This is a genomic window from Moritella sp. (assembly GCF_013215705.1).
Classification (GTDB): Bacteria; Pseudomonadota; Gammaproteobacteria; order Enterobacterales; family Moritellaceae; genus Moritella.
The window spans coordinates 35535-53671 of sequence record NZ_JABSQR010000036.1 but is presented as its reverse complement, the minus strand read 5'-3'; the positions used below and the strand labels follow the sequence as shown (position 1 = coordinate 53671).

Annotated in this window: 18 protein-coding genes; 7 read left to right on the top strand and 11 right to left on the bottom strand. The window is 39.5% G+C overall.

The features are described 5' to 3' along the window. The coding region (locus tag HRT96_RS19570) for a transposase (RefSeq protein ID WP_293159987.1) at window positions 1–249 on the top strand (249 nt) is incomplete at its 5' end. 248 nt (window positions 250–497) lie between these two features. Here HRT96_RS19570 and HRT96_RS19565 read toward each other — a convergent pair. Next, window positions 498–1253 (bottom strand): hypothetical protein, encoded by a 756-nt coding sequence (locus tag HRT96_RS19565; RefSeq protein ID WP_293159985.1) that lies wholly within the window; start codon window positions 1251–1253, stop codon window positions 498–500. 105 nt (window positions 1254–1358) lie between these two features. Between HRT96_RS19565 and HRT96_RS19560 the strand changes: the two genes are divergently transcribed. Continuing rightward, window positions 1359–1493 (top strand): hypothetical protein, encoded by a 135-nt coding sequence (locus HRT96_RS19560; RefSeq protein WP_293159983.1) that lies wholly within the window; start codon window positions 1359–1361, stop codon window positions 1491–1493. 675 nt (window positions 1494–2168) lie between these two features. Here the strand turns inward: HRT96_RS19560 and HRT96_RS19555 are convergent. Then, the gene (locus HRT96_RS19555; RefSeq protein WP_293159981.1) at window positions 2169–3092 is read right to left on the bottom strand and encodes an NAD(P)-dependent alcohol dehydrogenase; all 924 of its coding nucleotides are present in this window, start codon (window positions 3090–3092) and stop codon (window positions 2169–2171) included. A 71-nt stretch (window positions 3093–3163) separates the two neighbouring features. Further along, window positions 3164–3502 carry a MerR family transcriptional regulator gene (locus HRT96_RS19550; RefSeq protein WP_293159979.1) on the bottom strand — a complete coding sequence of 113 codons (339 nt, stop codon included), beginning with the start codon at window positions 3500–3502 and terminating at the stop codon, window positions 3164–3166. 387 nt (window positions 3503–3889) lie between these two features. Between HRT96_RS19550 and HRT96_RS19545 the strand changes: the two genes are divergently transcribed. Then, window positions 3890–4510 carry a LysE family translocator gene (locus tag HRT96_RS19545; RefSeq protein WP_293159977.1) on the top strand — a complete coding sequence of 207 codons (621 nt, stop codon included), beginning with the start codon at window positions 3890–3892 and terminating at the stop codon, window positions 4508–4510. Window positions 4511–5052: 542 nt separating this feature from the next. Here the strand turns inward: HRT96_RS19545 and HRT96_RS19540 are convergent. Further along, window positions 5053–5436, bottom strand: a complete 384-nt coding sequence (locus tag HRT96_RS19540) for a hypothetical protein (RefSeq protein ID WP_293159975.1) — start codon at window positions 5434–5436, stop codon at window positions 5053–5055. A 169-nt stretch (window positions 5437–5605) separates the two neighbouring features. On the opposite strand from HRT96_RS19540, the gene HRT96_RS19535 reads away from it, so the two are divergent. From HRT96_RS19535 to HRT96_RS19520, 4 genes are read left to right on the top strand one after another with little or no spacing between them, the layout of a single operon-like run. Continuing rightward, window positions 5606–7297, top strand: a complete 1692-nt coding sequence (locus tag HRT96_RS19535) for a site-specific integrase (RefSeq protein WP_293159973.1) — start codon at window positions 5606–5608, stop codon at window positions 7295–7297. Window positions 7298–7307: 10 nt separating this feature from the next. Next, window positions 7308–9668, top strand: coding sequence for a hypothetical protein (locus tag HRT96_RS19530; RefSeq protein ID WP_293159971.1), 2361 nt, complete (start codon window positions 7308–7310; stop codon window positions 9666–9668). 10 nt (window positions 9669–9678) lie between these two features. Further along, window positions 9679–11901 carry a hypothetical protein gene (locus HRT96_RS19525; protein ID WP_293159970.1) on the top strand — a complete coding sequence of 741 codons (2223 nt, stop codon included), beginning with the start codon at window positions 9679–9681 and terminating at the stop codon, window positions 11899–11901. After that, entirely contained in the window at window positions 11901–12440 is a 540-nt protein-coding gene (locus HRT96_RS19520) for a hypothetical protein (protein ID WP_293159968.1), read from the top strand. The genes HRT96_RS19525 and HRT96_RS19520 overlap by 1 nt, the downstream gene beginning before the upstream one ends. 54 nt (window positions 12441–12494) lie before the next feature. Here the strand turns inward: HRT96_RS19520 and grcA are convergent, their stop codons facing one another. From grcA to HRT96_RS19480, 7 genes are all read right to left on the bottom strand, one after another. Next, window positions 12495–12878 (bottom strand): autonomous glycyl radical cofactor GrcA, encoded by a 384-nt coding sequence (gene grcA / locus HRT96_RS19515; protein ID WP_293159966.1) that lies wholly within the window; start codon window positions 12876–12878, stop codon window positions 12495–12497. A 528-nt stretch (window positions 12879–13406) separates the two neighbouring features. After that, the gene (locus HRT96_RS19505; protein ID WP_293159964.1) at window positions 13407–13718 is read right to left on the bottom strand and encodes a glycine radical domain-containing protein; all 312 of its coding nucleotides are present in this window, start codon (window positions 13716–13718) and stop codon (window positions 13407–13409) included. 192 nt (window positions 13719–13910) lie between these two features. Continuing rightward, window positions 13911–14597 (bottom strand): SCO family protein, encoded by a 687-nt coding sequence (locus tag HRT96_RS19500; RefSeq protein ID WP_293159962.1) that lies wholly within the window; start codon window positions 14595–14597, stop codon window positions 13911–13913. Further along, window positions 14594–14944: a cytochrome C oxidase subunit IV family protein gene (locus HRT96_RS19495; RefSeq protein ID WP_293159960.1), complete on the bottom strand. Its 351-nt coding sequence runs from the start codon at window positions 14942–14944 to the stop codon at window positions 14594–14596. The genes HRT96_RS19500 and HRT96_RS19495 overlap by 4 nt, the downstream gene beginning before the upstream one ends. A 9-nt stretch (window positions 14945–14953) precedes the next feature. Further along, window positions 14954–15631, bottom strand: coding sequence for a heme-copper oxidase subunit III family protein (locus tag HRT96_RS19490; protein ID WP_293159958.1), 678 nt, complete (start codon window positions 15629–15631; stop codon window positions 14954–14956). Between the two features lie 9 nt (window positions 15632–15640). Continuing rightward, the gene (locus HRT96_RS19485) at window positions 15641–16342 is read right to left on the bottom strand and encodes a cytochrome c oxidase subunit 3 (RefSeq protein WP_293159956.1); all 702 of its coding nucleotides are present in this window, start codon (window positions 16340–16342) and stop codon (window positions 15641–15643) included. A gap of 2 nt (window positions 16343–16344) precedes the next feature. Then, window positions 16345–18087 (bottom strand): cbb3-type cytochrome c oxidase subunit I, encoded by a 1743-nt coding sequence (locus tag HRT96_RS19480; RefSeq protein ID WP_293159954.1) that lies wholly within the window; start codon window positions 18085–18087, stop codon window positions 16345–16347. Window positions 18088–18137 lie beyond the last annotated feature (50 nt).

Here is an 18137-nt window from a genome sequence, read left to right as displayed (position 1 = left end):
TTACCGACGCTGCAATTTCTCTGGCTCATCTTGCAACATGTGCTTCCCAAAGGATTACAGCGAGTGCGGGATTATGGTTTTTTACATGGTAATGCCAAACGGCTGAGAGTGCGAATTCAAGCTATATTGCTGCATCAGTTCAATTGGAACATGCCTAAACTCGTCGCAACGTTTACTGCGAAAGCCATCAGAATTTGCCCTTGCTGTCAGCATGAAATGAAGTGCGTTGGTATCACACGAACGACCTAGCCGAAAGGCGAACATAATAAGGATAATGGCATTAACATTACAGTTGGAGATATTAAATTTATGGTACAACTAGCTAGTTAATTGATAAATAACAGGTCTGTTGTTTATCTCTATTTAGCTCGTCTTGGGTTTAACCCCAAGACGAAGTATCCGCCAAGATCAAACACGTTATTTACTATATAAAGAAGGGCTTGGGCTTGCTCAACACTCGAATAAGGTGTCGGCTGCGCGACACCTATTCTTATATGTTAGAAGCGATCTCCGATAAACTTGCAGTCTATTACAGACCATTTATCTTCATTGTCTTGTACCATACGAACTTTATGCTTTAAAGACGGATAGTTATTGGCATCATTATCACCATACTTATATCCGATAAGAATTAATTCGTTATTGGAGTAACCTATCACTTCTGAAATACACCTCAAACTTGTTTCAAAGTGATGCTCTCCTGAGCTGACAAAATAGTAACCAAAATGACTAGTAACCACTTTGCACATTGCAGGACCCCAAGTACCAGAGCCATGATTATGACCTACATCGCCTTCCCAGATGACTAAGAAGCTACTTTGAAACTCATCTTTCTCTAATTGGACAATATTAAAGCTCCAAGCAGAACCTATAGCTAAAGCATAAGCTGCTGCCACCTCTAAAACTTTTCGGTACGTTGTGTCATTTTCTTCATTTAAAATTATTTTGTAATCTTCAAAAAGCCCAGTTAAAGGTATAAATTTTTCAGTTTCTCCAGAGTTTATTAGTTTTTTGAACTCACAGGTATTCTTTATATAGGAAATATACTTGTCTAGAGTTTCAAGTTTTGTTGTCTTTCTGTTTAATTGTTTTTTAAAGGACTCTTGGAATTTATTTATCTCGTATTCTTCAATATCACGATCACTTTCATCGATACTATATTTTCCAGAAAATTGCCTTTGGCTCCACCCAACTTGCTTAAGTATCTGTTTAATTTCCCGTTGTTTATTTGTTACGCCTAAAGAATTATCCATTCTGTCCCCAAATGTCCCCACACTGTGGAGTAAAGTGTACTCGAACTCTACGGGGTGGATGCCCCCATGAGTTCATCTATTTAATCATATATAAGAGGTATTACCATGACTAAGAAAATCACACCACAGAACAACCATGCAAATCAGAAAAACGCAAATAAAGGTCAAGCAGGCGTGAACGAGCAGTACGCTAAAGTTCACGGTAACAAAGGGCAACAGAAGAACCCAAATAACAAATAACAAATAACAAATTGAGGGCAGTGTTAGTTTAGCACTGCCCGAATTAGCTTCTAACATTTGTATAACAGGACTCTCGATTTCCCAAATTCATTCACCTTAATAAAAGTAGATTAATCAATTGAAAAATAAGATTATACATCAAATTTATTAATTACATGTTTATGGGAAAACGAGCCGTCCTGTAAATTATTTATTTAGTCTTATAAATTATATACAAGGCTAGCTATGTAATTGAGTATATTGACATTAATTCTAGGCTACAAGATAAACCTGACTGCCTTTTGACAAATTGAGACTGCGTTCACCGAAATACCAATAACACTGTATAAAATCAGCCTATCTAGTCTTTTTCATTACACATAAGTAGGATTAACTTAGTTGGTAAATTTTGCATGATAAAATGTATGGTAAATTGATATGTACATATTGTGAGTGAGTTAAAGCTCTAACACACTTAGGGGCAATTTCGGCTTAGATCGGTCACAGGCTTAGAGCGTCACCCTAAGCCATTGATGGACAAAACCTTGTTAGAGTTATGACTCCAACAAGGTAAATAACAATTAGGAATAATATAGGAGCTTATTACTTACAAATTTATTACGTTCCATTACACTCGTGTAATGGAACGTCTGTAGAATAATGTTTGGTCTTTAGTATAAAGACCATAAAAAATAGTTACCAGCTCATGATTATCCGTCCTCTTTTGCCTTTTACTTTCACACGTGCAATGGCCTGCTGATAATCAGCAAAGCTAAACTCGCTATCTATGACGGCTTTTAATTTTCCCTCGGACACCCAGTTTGCAATTCGCGTTAGCTTGGTAACGTCACCATGTGCAACCATCAAATAAGCCACTTGCGGATCCTCTAGCAAGCCACCATTTTCATCATTCGGTTCACCTGGAATAAAAATACCAGTTGGTGTTAGCAGCGGTTTCATGTGTTCTAGTTTTTGCACATTGGTTAAATCAAGGATAACGTCGAAGGTATCGGCAATATCGCCAATTTTGGTTTGATTGTAATCATAGACTTGATCCGCACCATAAGAGAGTAAGAACGCCTCTTGCTCGCTTCCGGCAATCGCAGATACATGTGTTCCTAAAATCTTACCGATTTGGATACCCAGAATACCAAGACCACCAGAAGCTCCATTAATCAATAATTTCATGCCCGCTTTTAGATGCCCTAAATCCTGCAAAGCAACTAAGGTTGTCAATGCCCCCAGTGGAATGGCCGCGGCTTGAGAGTGGCTCAATTCATCTGGCATTAAAGCCACATAGTTTTCATCAATGGCTATATATTCTGCATGGGTTTTCCACCCAGTTAACATATGGACATAGCCAAATACATTATCACCGTTACTAAACTTCTCACCGTCACTCATCACGACACCTGAAAATTCCAGTCCAGTTTTTACTTCTTTATCAAAACCATATTCAGCAAAGTAACCGTCATAAGTTCCCTTCGCACTTTCAACATCAAACGGATTAACCGACGCGCTTTTTATTTGAATTAGTATTTCGCCTTGTCCTGCTATAGGCCCTATCAAGCTGTTTCTTAGCTCGATATTATTTTCACTATTAACGACTAAACCTTTCATCTCATTCTCCAACATGGGTTATCTGAGATACATTCTACAGTCTCCTCATTAGGGTAGAGTCAAGCACTTGGCTAAGGATTTATTTGGTCATAACACGCGTCAAGGTTGGCTATTTTTTTCTTTATATCATCGATTTGATGATATAACTGTTTTCTTAATTCAGCCAAAAATAGTTTTATCTTAGCCCAATCAACCTTGCCATGATTGTAAACAATAACGCCCTTAAGTTGAGACAGTGTTACCCCTAACTCTTTTGCCTCTTTAATTAGTAGAAGAAGTTCTATTTCTGTATCTTTGTATATCCTATATCGACCAACTCTTTCTGGCGGGCTGATCAGTCCTATTTTCTCATAAAATCGAATAGCCTTTATAGATAAGCCTGTTTTTTTTGATGCTTCACCGATATACATAGATTAATAACTCACATAAATATATTAATTTTTTATTCACAAATTCGCTTCTTACATAGAGGGGGTAGTTGTAAAAGTTTTTACGCTAGCACACTTCAAACCAAGCTCCTCAAAGAGGTGATAGATAAATTGATTTGTCGCCATTTGTTACATATCTTTAATGAATACCAAAAGCGACATTTCTATTGGTGACATGACATTTTAAATGGGGTTTAACATTCGCCTCTTACCGTATGCGCAGTCGTATAATATCTTAATGGAGACTAGACTACACAGTTACTTGTTAAAGTAAGGTGAACGCTGATATTGTAGTTCTTAAACCAAGAGTAGAAACTACGCCATTGTAGATGTTTGGGATTTCATTAATGTTACTTATAAGGATATTTTATGTCGATTGAAAGTTGGTTGGTTTTTGTCACTATATGCTTGATTGCGTCTCTTACGCCAGGACCCGGGATTTTATCTGTCATAACCCATAGTGTTTATTATGGAGCAAAAAAATCATGGCCTATAATATTGGGCATTCTTTCGGGACTAACTTTACTTGCTCTTATGTCTGTTTTAGGCCTCGGTATATTACTTGAATCATCACAAACATTATTTATCTGGTTACAATATATGGGAGCCGCCTACCTTCTTATACTTGGAATTAGAATGTGGAAGTCAAAAGCATCGTCACCTATAAAAGCATGTTCAGAGGTGAAGCAAATTAGTTTCGTAAAACTATACTTTCAAGGGATTGGCGTTTCATTAGTAAATCCAAAGGCAATTGGATTTATTTCCGCGCTATTTCTTCCCTTCATTAATCCAGATGGCAATGTGGTTTTACAATTTTCTATTCTTTTATTAACACTGCTTGTGTGCTCTACATTTTCTCTTTTATTCTACTCTATGGGCGCGCAAATTATTTCACCTTCAATTAAAAAGTATATAAACGCTTTTAATAAAATTACAGGTGGTTGCTTTATTGGTTTATCAATAATATTGGCTACTTCAAATAAAACATAAAATTATATTTTAAGTAGCTGTAGTGGTTCATTGAAATTGGCCTCCTAGATGGAGGTTTTCTTGATCTTAGAATAAAATCGTCCATATGCGGGCTATTAAACATAAAGACTAATCTAACCAAAACTGGACCACAATTGAACTCGCAATAGAGTTCGCTAGTGCTGTTGTGATATGACAAATTCCTCATATGAACAAATGTATGCGCAAACCGATATGCTCATATTATGAGTGAGTAACTGCTCTAACACAGTTTGGGGCAGTTTCGGCTTAGAGCGATCACCTTAAGCCATTGATGGACAAAAGTGGCTTAGATTTTATACTCTAAAGGGTATCGTTCGCATTACTGAAAGTATGATGAAATGGAGATTAACGCCTAGTTCATGGGTACAAAAAGTGAGAATTTTTGCTCTTTCGGTTTTGTTAGCTGAATTAGTTACGTTTTAGCACTTTCGCTAAAATAGCGATGCTATTTCGTATGGCTAGTTTTGTATTAACAACCATCACTCATGCGCTGTCTTTACAGAAAACAGACCAAAGCTAAATTAAGGATATGAATAACACTGGTTCCTAAATCGACCATATCTGGAAACCGACTTTAACACCGAAATGGCACTCTTGTTAGCGACAAGTAGTGCATACTGCTCGGCATCAACATCTTGTATCTTTGTAATCCGCTCTTGCACTTCAAGATGTAGAGCTTTCACAAAATTTTTACTCATCTGTGTTTGCTGAACAGCTTCCCGCTCTTTTTTGGCGCGTTGTTCACGCCATCCTTTCAAGTAAGGAGCAACAACAGTGTGTGACCATTCAACTCTTGTTGCTACTTCTCTTGATGTGATTTTATCGATAGGTTTTGCCTCTCTTATCATCTCATCACATGCTGCGAAAATTATGGTTTGCTTGTCGTTCTTAACTATATCATCCATTGAAATTCTCCTTTACAGATTACAGACACGTAAAGTGCAACCCGTAAAGTGTAAAGTGTAAAGTGCGTCACAATGATTGATTAATAAACGTAAATATAATTTTTAGACTGCATTTTAGACTAAACCTGTTCTAGCATTATACTTACAATAGGTTATGGAGGGGCAAGTTATGGATACAGCAGAGACTTTTGATATTAAGGAGCAAGATGGCTTTTTTGACGAATCAACAAAATTTCACGAAGAAGAACGCCTCTTCAACAAGTCTCGTGGAATATTTCCAAACCGACAATTGTTACACAACTTTGTTGTCATTTCTGTTGAAGTACCTGTGTACCCCAGACTCAAACTCGAAATCACAGAAGATGGTGAGGTAAAGCCTAACTTTATCGCAAGGCACAAGGCAAAGAAGGTCGATGGGAAGAAGGTTGTATTCACAAAGAAACTTTCAATGATTTTGAACCTACAGGGTGTTCCTCTTCTGGCTGAGAACTTATTCTTACATCACAAAATGCAAACGACCAGGAAATATGCCACGGTGCAGCGCAAAGCTGATGCACTGCTGGCTTTTTCACGATTTTGCTATATGAGTGACTGGGAAAACGACAGAGGTATCGAAGAACCAATGACATATCGCTCTCTCACTGCGGAACCAGAGTATGGCGCTCCGTGGTTATTTGGGGACTGGATGTTTGACAATATGCACGTCAGAGACCCACAAACTGGAATAGTTATAGAGCGAGGAATTGCACCATCAACAGCAATATTCAATATACGTACAGTGGCAGAATATTATGGCTGGTTGATTACTAATAAAATGTTAATCATCCGAGAAGACTATATACCTTATCGGCCTGAGTTTTTCCAAGTCCAAAAACGCTGGAAAGGTACATCAAAACAACAGATTACTGATAAAAAAATTCTCGCTCATGTGCTGAATTCTCCTAAGAGAAACATGCCTCGTGACGACGATGATGACATCACTGATGAAGAGACGACAATGATAGCCACATCGGATTTAGTTCTACGCTTCACAAATTACGCAAATGAACTAGGTGTAGAAGCTCATGAAAAATTAAAACCTATGATCCCGTCGGACAGACTTATTTTCGAATCAAAGCTTAAAAAGTATGAGAAAAAGCCTACAAGCTTGATGTGTAAATTATGCTCAAGAGTAGGATTGCGGGTACAAGAAGTTGTAACATTCCCTGAATTCGTTGTGAGGCAACCTAAGTTCGGTGAAGAGGTAATTACTATCTCTATAGGTAATGAAATGAACGGTTGCGAAACTAAGTTTAACAAGACGAGAGCCATTGAAGTTCCAGCAGATTTAATGCAAGAGCTTTATGAGTACAAGTTATCTGATGAGCGCATGAATTTCTTGGAAAAACATGATGTTGAAGTAAACAAAGACTTTAATCAAATTGAGCACCACGGCAGATTATTTGTAACGAACAGAGAGGCTGGCAGTTACAGCAAGAATTCATTGCAGTATTTTTTCGGAGAAATCAGAGCTGAGATTATCGCTGAACTTGAAGAGCAGATTAAATTTACAGACATAACAAGCTCTATAAACCCTGAAGTGGCAGAATTTCATGATGAGTTGAACAGACGTAGAGACAAAGCGATCCCACTCTGGTATTACCGACCCCATGACCAGCGCTCAACTTTTGCGACCAGATGGTTACTTACCCAACATGAAAAAACGGGGCTTCCGTTCGAAATGCTACTTGATGAGCTAAAAGACTTAATGGGTCACAAAAACATCGAGATGACTCGCGTATACGCTCAGTTCCTAGATACAAAAATCATCAGATTTAATTCAGCAGCAAGAAAGAATGCTGCGGCAACATTGCTTTACTAAAGGTACAAATATGGCTAGGAAAAGTCCTTTCTCAGATTTAAAACGTAGTTCGATAAAACAGCGTTCATCAAGACAAAATGATGTGTTTAGTGCCGAATGGCTTACATTACCAAAAGATAATCTTGCGAATACTCTTGAAGTAGATCTAACGACACTTTATTATTTCGGTTGTAACAGGAATAATCATCAGATTGAAGAACGAATGGCATATGTAAGAAAAATAGCCAAAGCTGCGCAGAACAAAATGAAAGATGGTCGAGCTGTTTCAACCATTTCCTCTGCTTATTTTTCCTTTGTAGTCTATATAAAATTCTGTGACTTCAATGGGTTATTACCTTTCTCAAAAGAGGGTTATTTGGCGTATGCTGGGGACGATGGCGAACTTAGGCGAAAAATCAAATTAAACGATGAGATACCCCTGTTTCTGTTTGATATGGATGACGGAGCAGGACTCGGTGTAACTGAGTCAACAGCCAAGAAAAGTGAATCTTGTGTGAGAATGTACCTGCGAATGTCAGGGTGCTATATCGAGTCATGGAAAGATGAGCATGACCAATTTACGGATGAAGAAAGAAAACTAACAATCCCCTATAACACCGATGACACAGATAATGCATTGACCATATTAATGCCTGCATTTGATAAGTTATATGACTACTTGAAAAACGGTAATTCAACCAGAACGGACTTCAATCCAACCCTGCCAACAATTGTGCATCTGAGCGATAAACTAGGGAGCCTACACATTAAGGGGCTCGGCAAAACTGATAACCCATTCAATCTCTGTATGAGTATCGGTTACGCGTTGTTTGCTTATTACACAGCGATGAACCGAGGCGTTATTTTACGTGCTGCACATCCAATCCAGTTTGAAAAACGGCTAGCAAAGGAAAAGTCCGTTAAATACGTAAACTTATCGCTATGGAAGACACGAGCAGGAAAGTTTGTAGAAACCTTTCTGACTGACGATACCTGTCTTGTTGATGTAAACGAGAGCGAATTTGACATAAACATTGAGAAACGGACAGGCGTAATCCTTATTGAAAAACAGGTAAGTCTGGGGGAGATGTTTGGGCGCACAGAGAAAGGATCTCCGTTGTTTTTCCACCTAGATACCAACAACTCTCCAGTAAAGTTCAAAACAGAATCTCTAATCAGGGTCTCGCAACTCTTGGATATCAGAGTTAACGACACGACCCCCGTTGCGCATATACTTCATACTGGCTTCCACCATGCCAGCAACAATCTAGCACTTTCCATCAAAAGAAATTCGCGGGATGATGGTGTGTACTTAAGTAAGAAGGTATCCGTCGTAAAGAGAAATAAGGCGCACAGAGAGGCTATTTCTTGTGCTGCGGGGCTACTGGTCGCATACAACAAGCCTGAAGTTTTTTATGGGGCTTTATTGCCATTATCTTATAGCTCTGATGATGATGGCAACGTAATCGCCACATTTAACAAGAAAGATGGCGCAGCTAGTCGCATAACCATGCCATCAGAATATAAACCATTCCTAAAGGAGCTTGAAGCCTGGGCTTTCAGTGTTTCAGATAGTCGATACCTACTGCCGTTTCCGCAAGATAATGGGCTCCTATCTTATAAGTGGACGGACGATAAAAGAATACCCTCCATACACACCACTATCAGACTATTAGCAATACCTCCCGGTTCTTTTTACCTTGACCTCACAGCAAAGCGATTCCGCGCTCTGACAGCAAAGCTAGAATATAACGATGAAGATTTCGGCTTTAATGCATCAGTGGTACTAGGTAACACCATAGGCACATTTGATGCGGCCTACGCCAACGGAGACCCAGAGCAAAACCAACTCATAACTTATCAGGCTCTTGAGATAGCCAGTAGGCTATTCCAGGGGGATACAAAAGAAGATGCTATCCAAAAAGTAAAAGAGAGCCTTAAGATTGATGTTCTGGAGTTTGATGAGTACAAGAAATCCAAAACCCTGCATATAAATCAGAACGGTACGGCCTGTAACGGTAAATGCGATATCAATAAAGATATAACAAGTGACACCCATCGTTCCACAGCTAAGCGAGCCAAAAACTTAGGTGTAGGAGATGGCGATATTACTTGTTACCAGTTCGACCAGTGTTGTTTTTGCAAGAGCGCGAAGCTGGTAAATGATGTTAATCAAGTCTACAAGACGCTCTCTTTCATTCAGATTTTAGAAGATAGGGCTGATCTACGCCCTGATGATGACGATGCGCTACTGAAAAAAGCAACATACTTCAGATTGCTTGTTCAGATGAATATTGATGACGAGATAGTTTCGAAAGCAGAAGAGAGGCTGATTCTGGAAGGGTTACATCCTCTCACGCAAAGTATGCAAATAGCACAGATTATGATTTAGAGGATTGATAATGATGAACTCAAATACAGCTTTACAGCTTGAATCTCCGCTTAGTTACAAAAGCTGGAAAAAGTACGCTCGTAATCAAAAAAAATACATTCAAGAAGTCATGATGCCAGTGATTGCTTCTGGTGATTGGAATGCGATTGAAGACCTACCCATTATCATAGGTGAAAATGGAGAAGTGCTACTTAGGTTTAGTGATGATATCTGGCCTCTGAAGGATATTCTTACAAAGTCAGAAATCGAAGATAAACATCTGGCAAATATACACTTCTATGCCTATGAGAAACCTGGCAGGCAAGTAGATGCAGGGTTCATTCTGCCTCGTAGAATGAAAAATGAGCTGAAATGCTTTGCTTTATCAGATATGTTCTTTCAGAGAAAACCAACGGAAAACCTAGCCACGATTGTAGGCACCATCAACCCGCTTAAATTCGTCATTATTGCTGCCGTCGAGCTAAATATGTCTAGTTTTTCTGAGGTGACAACTGATGTATTAAGGATGATGCTCGACTTGGGGCATATGGGACTTAAGAAGAAGACCTTATCATCACTGAATAGGTTTTCAAGGTTAGATTTACCAATTAATTTCAAAGATATAGGTAAGTTTACCGTTGCATTATTTCCAGAAGCTAATGACATTAGAGATGGTGAGCAGAACGCTGTTATCCCCCTGAAAGTATACAGATTGCTAATCAGTGAAGCAGAAGCGGAGGTAAATAAATATTATAAAGTCAGGGATGAGTTGGCTGCGAAAATCAGGCGGATACAGAAACTTCAGTTATCCACCCAAGCCAGAATGATTAATGCAATAAGAACGGGAAAAGGTCAGTTTCCTGCGTATCTTACTAAAAGGTCTGTTCAAACCTTAGAGGAATCCTTTGCAGAAGCTGGGATTGAGGTTGCAGATAATCACCGATATGGCAAGGAATGGATAGAGTTGTTTGATAAGCTAGACCTCACATTTCATGCATTCAATATCAAATCTCACCCAACAGAAAATACTGTACATGAGAGCTATGAGTTGGAAATATCCATTGAATATTACAAGTCTATAACTGAATTTAAGGGTGTCTTAGCAAAGATAGATGGGGGTTGCCGATTCTTAATCCAGGCTTACTCTGGGATGCGGACTGATGAACTTTACCGTATACACCCTATTTATGGGTTGCAAACGGCAACCATTAAAGGCCAAAAAATATACCTGCTGACAACTCGGCAATCGAAGATAAAAAAAGGCACAAACACCATCAATGATGTATATGTAACAACAGCAGTGGGCGCAAGAGCCTACCAGTTGCTCAACGCTATACACACACCTCTGCGCGAACAGTTTAAGTCTGATAAAAACAAATTCTTTGGTGGATTTAAGAGCTTGTTAAAGCACCGACCACAGCAAAAAGATACCGCCAATATCAATAAGTGGGTAAGAAAAACACTCGATAAACATGAATACAAGCTCGATTCAGAAGATATCCGTCAACTGGATCTATCCAATCCAGACCGTACAACAAACCTTACTGAAGGAGAGCAATACAAGTTTAATCCTCATCAGCTTCGTCGCTCACTCGCTTTCTATCTTATCGGATACGAGCTGTTGACATACCCAATGCTGAAACAGCAGTTTTCCCATTTTTCACTTGCAATGACAAGATGGTACGCCAGAAATGCATCATCGTTTGCCAAGATGCACCGAGAGATTGAGAATGAGCGAGCTGACCAAAAATCGGAAATTATAGCTAGGATTTACAATAAGATAGCCAACAAAGAACGACTTGGCGGGGGTAAAACCAAAGCTGTAATGGATAACCTCGCTAAAAACGGCAAGAGCTATTACGAAGAGGGTAATGGCGACAGGGTGTTTTCCAAGGCGTACTGGAAGCAGATGCTCAACTCTGGTAATGCGCACATGCATGCTATTGCTCCTAATATGTACTGCACCAATGGTAATTGCTCCCTCCGAATTTCAGTTGATTTATCTGACTGTATCGATTGCGGCTTCGACTTTTTCGAATTTGGAACGTATGCAGAGCAAGTGCGACAAGAAATGATGAGAGACCTTCTCCTTGCACAAGAATACGATGAGGTATCTGTGTCTCTTGTAACCAGGTGTGTTGTGCAGATTCGTGCTGCTGAAAAAATAATGACTGATATGGATATGAAATTTGAGAAATTTGCGGTTCCAGAAGATATGGAAAAATTGATTATACCTGTGACGGTGGTAGTGTAATGACTAATAATTCAAGAGAAGACCAGAAGCTTAAAACACAGAATAAGTTATTGAATGCTATAGACAGATTGGTCAACGGCACAGCTAAATCAAAGAAGCTAAGAACCCATCGCCTTAATGACAGCAATGTTGCTATTGAGGCTAATCAGGCGAATGGTTCTCTCAAACACTACCCCAGAGTGAAGAAGTTTATACAAATCAAACAGAGTCACCCTACTGCGGAGTGGGCTGATGAGGGTGACTTCATTGATAGTGAAACCAAGATGCCAATTCAAAGCGGTGTACTTGTAGATAAAGCTGAGAGTAAAATCAAAGAGTTAAAGACCGATATTAAGAAATCGGAAGAGACTTCTGTCAGTTACAGGGTTCAACACGCTGACATACAAGAATCAATGGTGAATCAGTTGGCTTTGCATCATTCTCTGACGGTGGCTCTGTTTGAAGCGATCCCCGATGATGTCAAAGAGGCTAAATTAAAAGAATTTGAAAGTAACGTAACTATTGGCAATTTTGGAGACTGGAATAAGAAAAGCGTTTAGACGCCTATAAAAACAAAAAGGCGCTATAAAGCGCCTTTTTTCATAATCTTACTTTTACATGGTTTCTGTAAAAGTACGAGCTACAACGTCTTTTTGCTGTTCTGGAGTAAGAGAATTGAATCTTACGGCGTAACCACTTACGCGAATGGTCAGTTGTGGGTGATTTTCTGGGTGCTCAATAGCGTCCAGAAGAGTCTCACGTGTTAAAACGTTCACGTTTAAATGCTGACCACCTTCAATTTTAGGTTGTGATTGCATTTCTAGAGTTACTTCACGAGACTCATAATCACCTAAGTCTTCGGTTGGGATTACTTGGTCAGTGTCGTAACCACTTAAAGCTCCAAGACAACGAGCTGCGTTTTTTTCACTATCTAATATCCAGATTGAATTTAGTAGATCATTGTTAGTTGATTTTGTAATTTGAATTGCTGAAATCATGATTATACTCTCTTAACTCTTATTTTTATGGCTTAATAATATTCTGAAGTCTAATTTTATAAAAACTATGACTAATAAAAAATATGAGCGAACCTTCCTTTTTATGACCAACCAAGCATTTGTTATAACTGGTTAAAAAAGTAGTAAGTCAAACTTTTTAGTAGTAATGCTTTCCAATATTATAGGTGCTGACCACCTTCAACGAGAGATTGCGATTTTAGAGCAGCTAAGCAACGAGCTTTATTATTTTCTGTATCTAGCAGCCAGATAGAGTTCAATAGATTATCCTTATCTATCTTAGTGATTTGTATAGCTTGAATCATAATATTATTCCTTAAATTTCGATTCAACTTTTTAGTTTTTCTGATATTTAGACTGAAATATCATCAAGATCAGTCAAGATTTCGGTCTCAATTCTGTACTTTTAGACTGAAGCACTTCTCGCTATATTCATCTACAACTTAGAAAGGTAAACCCATGTATTTACTTTAAAATAAGTGGTTAAATCCTTGTTTCGATCTAAACTAATTACCCATTGTAACCGATTGTTAGCTGTGGGTAAGCACTCGGATTTTTAATTGCATCTTCGAGTGTTTCACGTGTTAATACGTTCACGTTTAGATGTTGGCCACCTTCTATTTTAGCAGGCTCTTCAATTGCAATGTCACGCGACTCAAAGTTACCTAGCTCAGCTAAATTAACAATGGCGTCTTGTGCGATCACATCATCAACAGTACCAATACATCTTGCTTGCTCTGCACTTTCATCAATGAGCCAAATTGAATTATTAAGACGCTGATCGTCAGCTTTAGTGATTTGAATACCTTTTAATTTACTCATTGCTTTACCTTTTTGTTGTATGTTTAAGCTAACCATACAACAAGAAACCTTAAAAATACAAGGGTTAAAATGTAAAATATTAATACTTTATAGGTAGTTTGCGTTTATGTGGGATTTATATTAATAAAAGGTTAAAGCGGTGAGTAACATTAACTTAAAAATCAATATTTAACTCGAGTTTGTACAGATAGGTCAGCTGCCTTTAGCATCATCATAATGCTGGCGTATTTGCTTGAAGTCTTCAAACAAGAGTTTCGATGATAATGTTGCTTCACCGAAATGATTGGTTTCAGGTTCGAGTATGGCTTGTAATTGCCCTTCCGGGTTAATCACCATAAAATCGACACTGTGGCTAACGCTATAATTATCATTAGTAGCTCCATACTCATAAATAGCAATAATGTTTAAGCTATTTACAAAACCTAAATAAGTAAGCCCCTCAATTTGCCTTAGCCCTATTATCTCGGGGGAAAAAAATGCCAGATAGTCAGTCAAGACTTGAGCTGTATCCCGCCGAGGATCTACAGTATAAAAGATAATATCGACATCATCCTCAAATTCGCTTTGTGCTAAATAACGCTGAAATTGACTCAGCGCCAATAACGTCATCGGACAAATATCGCCGCAATGTGTATAACCAACAGCAACGATATGCCACTTACCTAACAAGTCAGCTTGAGTAAAAGTCTGGCCATGCTGATCTTCTAATACAAAGTCAGCAATCGGCATCGCGTCACTCAAGGCAACCCCCTTAATTTTCGCTACGGGTTGAGATTGATATAACCCAAACAAGATCCTCAGCACAATAAAAAAAATGACTATGATGCTTAAGCCCAAGCCGATATATAAAAATTTATTAACGGTTTTCTTCAAGGTCAATTAAGGAGACTCCATTCGCAACTTTCGATTAATAAACACCGATTTATAAACACATAACTGGCTTCTATATTCATTAAGGTAATAAATATCAATATCGCAATAGGGGGAATGAATAACAGTAGCTTCACTGCAAATCGTTCCCATTTTAGATGCATAAATACAGTTAAAATCAGCCCCGCTTTCATGAGCATGAACATCAAGATAAGCGCCCAGCGTAAATAGCCTTGAACCTGCAAGTAATCCACCATATAAGAACAAGCGCTTAAGGTAAATAACAATAACCATGCTTTAAGATAAAGGCTAATGGGATGCACTTGACCAATTTTATGTGTTTGTGTGGACTTCATGATCACACCTCACCAAAGATAGAAAAAAGCAAAAATAAATACCCACACCAAATCAACAAAATGCCAATATAGTCCCGATATTTCAACCGCTTGATAACCTTTATTTTCATAATCACCCGCACGTACACGTTTGGCAGTGACGAGCAAATAGATAACGCCAATACTCACATGCAAACCGTGAAATCCAGTGATCATAAAAAAGGTGGCACCAAATTGTGCTGCGCCTAATGGGTTACTCCATGGCCGAACCCCTTCTTCAAAGATCAACTTGCTCCATTCAAAAGCTTGCATACCAACAAAAGAAATCCCGAATAAAGCGGTAATAAATATCAGATAACTGGCTTTGCCTTTATCGCCTTGATAGGCAAAATTAACGGCCATCGCCATCGTGCCGCTACTGGTAATAAGAATGAACGTCATAATCGCAATCAACACTAAGGGCACATGCTCCCCCGCAATCGTTAACGCAAATACTTCACTCGAATTAGGCCACACATCGACCGTACTCATTCGCACGCTCATATAAGCGGTTAGAAAAATGCCAAAAATGAACGTGTCACTGAGTAAAAATACCCACATCATAAACTTAGGCCAAGGCATATCAAACACGGTGCGATCATTAGACCAATCAGCTACTGCGCTTTGCCAGCCTTTCTTGTCATCATCATTGTGGCTGTTATTATTCATGAGCGTCTCCTAAAAACCACAAAGCAATGCAATCGTTTTGTAGGTATCTGGTGTTGCCGTTAACAATGCAAACAACAACATCCACACAATAAACAAATAATGCCAATACCAAACACATAAGCGTAAGTTGGCCGTCAATCGTTCACTATCAGTATGTTTAACAAAGGTAACCACAACCCGAATTAATGCAATAAAACCACCAGCCAAATGTAATCCATGAATACCGGTAAACAAATAGAAATAACTGTTGGCTGGATTTCCATTTACCGCAAAACCCGATGCAGTAAGCTGCTGCCACACCAATAATTGCCCGATTAAAAACAAACAACTAAACAATCCGGTCAGGCATAACGCCAACACCATAGGTGTATGACCCACGTTCTCGTTAATCGGCTTAGTGGTCGCTGCAAAGCGGATGGAAATGGACGCGAGTAATAAAAACGCGCTATTTACCCAAAGGGTAACGGGATTGCTAAAGGGTAGCCAAGGCGGGCCCGCTAACGCCGTAAAATCGGGATACTGTGAGCGTGATAAGAAGGTGATTGAAATCAAGAAAAAGACAACGGTCACCACCATCAAAAAGAAAACCAGCGCTGTTTTAGTTGATTGAGTCTGAACCACTCTTAAGCACCGTGTCTGATTATACGATCCGGTAATATCAGCATCGTCTGACAACCAAGGCTTACTGAGTAATTGGCGAATAATGCTCATTATCACTGCCCCCCCTTATCTGTTAATAAACTCTCTGCATCCGTTTTATTTTGTGGGGTAAAATCTGTTTTGTGCCCAGGCACACTGTAATCATAAGCCCACCGGTAAACGACAGGCACGTTATCTCCCCAATTACCATGTACAGGTGGACATTGCGGTGTCTGCCATTCCAACGACGTCGCTTGCCAAGGATTAGCTACGGATACTTTACCGTGACGAACACTCCAAATCAGATTGAAAATAAAGATCAGCTGACCTACACCAACAATCAAGGCCGCGACAGTAATACCGGCATTGAGTGTTTGTGTTGAATCGGGAATGAAAGCAGTATCACCCAACGCAAAATAACGGCGCGGCACACCAAGAAAACCAAGATAGTGCATCGGTAAATAAATCGCATAGGTACCGAGAAAGGTAACCCAGAAATGCAATTTACCCAGTCCCGTATGCAGCATGCGCCCCGTGACTAACGGGAACCAATGATAGATCGCGGCAAACAGCACCATGATAGGCGACACTCCCATCACCATATGAAAATGGGCAACCACAAAGAAGGTGTCCGACAACGGTAAATCAACCACCACATTACCCAAGAACAAGCCCGTTAGACCGCCGTGCGTAAAGGTAAAAATAAAACCAATGGCGAAGAACATTGGCACCGTAAAATGAATATTGCCACGCCACAGCGTTAGCAGCCAATTATAGACTTTCAATGCAGTCGGCACCGCAATGATCAAGGTGGTGGTCGCAAAGAAGAAACCAAAATAAGGGTTCATACCACTGACATACATATGATGCGCCCACACCACAAAACTAAGCCCACCGATCGCAACGATCGCCCATACCATCATCCGATAGCCAAAAATATTTTTACGAGCGTGAGTCGCGATCACATCCGATACCATGCCGAATGCGGGCAAAGCGACAATGTATACCTCGGGATGACCAAAAAACCAAAATAGATGTTGAAATAAGATGGGACTGCCGCCGGTGTAGTCTAAGTTTTCACCTAAGGATAAGATCGCCGGCATGAAGAAGCTGGTACCCAGTAATTTATCAAACAACATCATGATAGCGCTGACCAGCAATGCGGGAAACGCCAACAACCCTAAAATAGTGGCAATGAATATTCCCCACAATGTCAGCGGCATTCTCATCAGGGTCATGCCACGAGTACGCGCTTGCAATATCGTGGTGACATAATTAAGCCCGCCCATGGTAAAAGCGACAATGAAAATAGCCAGCGATAATAACATCAACAATATACCGTTATCAGCCCCCGGCGTACCTTGCAAAATAGCCTGTGGAGGATACAAGGTCCACCCTGCACCTGTCGGCCCACCGGTAACAAAAAAACTGGAAATTAGCACGATAACCGATACTAAATAAGTCCAAAAACTCAGCATGTTAAGATAAGGAAAAACCATGTCCCGTGCGCCAATCATCAATGGAATAAGGTAATTACCAAAGCCACCAAGTAATAAAGCGGTAAGTAAATAGATCACCATAATAATGCCGTGCATCGTGACATATTGCAGATAAGAGCTTGGGTCAATAAAAGAGAAATGATCTGGAAAGCCGAGTTGTAAGCGCATTAGCGCTGATAATACTAAAGCGATCAGACCCACAAAAATAGCCGTGATCGAATACTGAATAGCAATCACTTTATGATCCAGACTCCACACATACTTAGCAAAGAAGCTCGATGGTTGGTGATCGTCTGCTATAGGCTGTATTTCTTTCACTCAAACCTCCTACCAAACCTTATTGAACAACTCTTATGAAAACAAGTCCG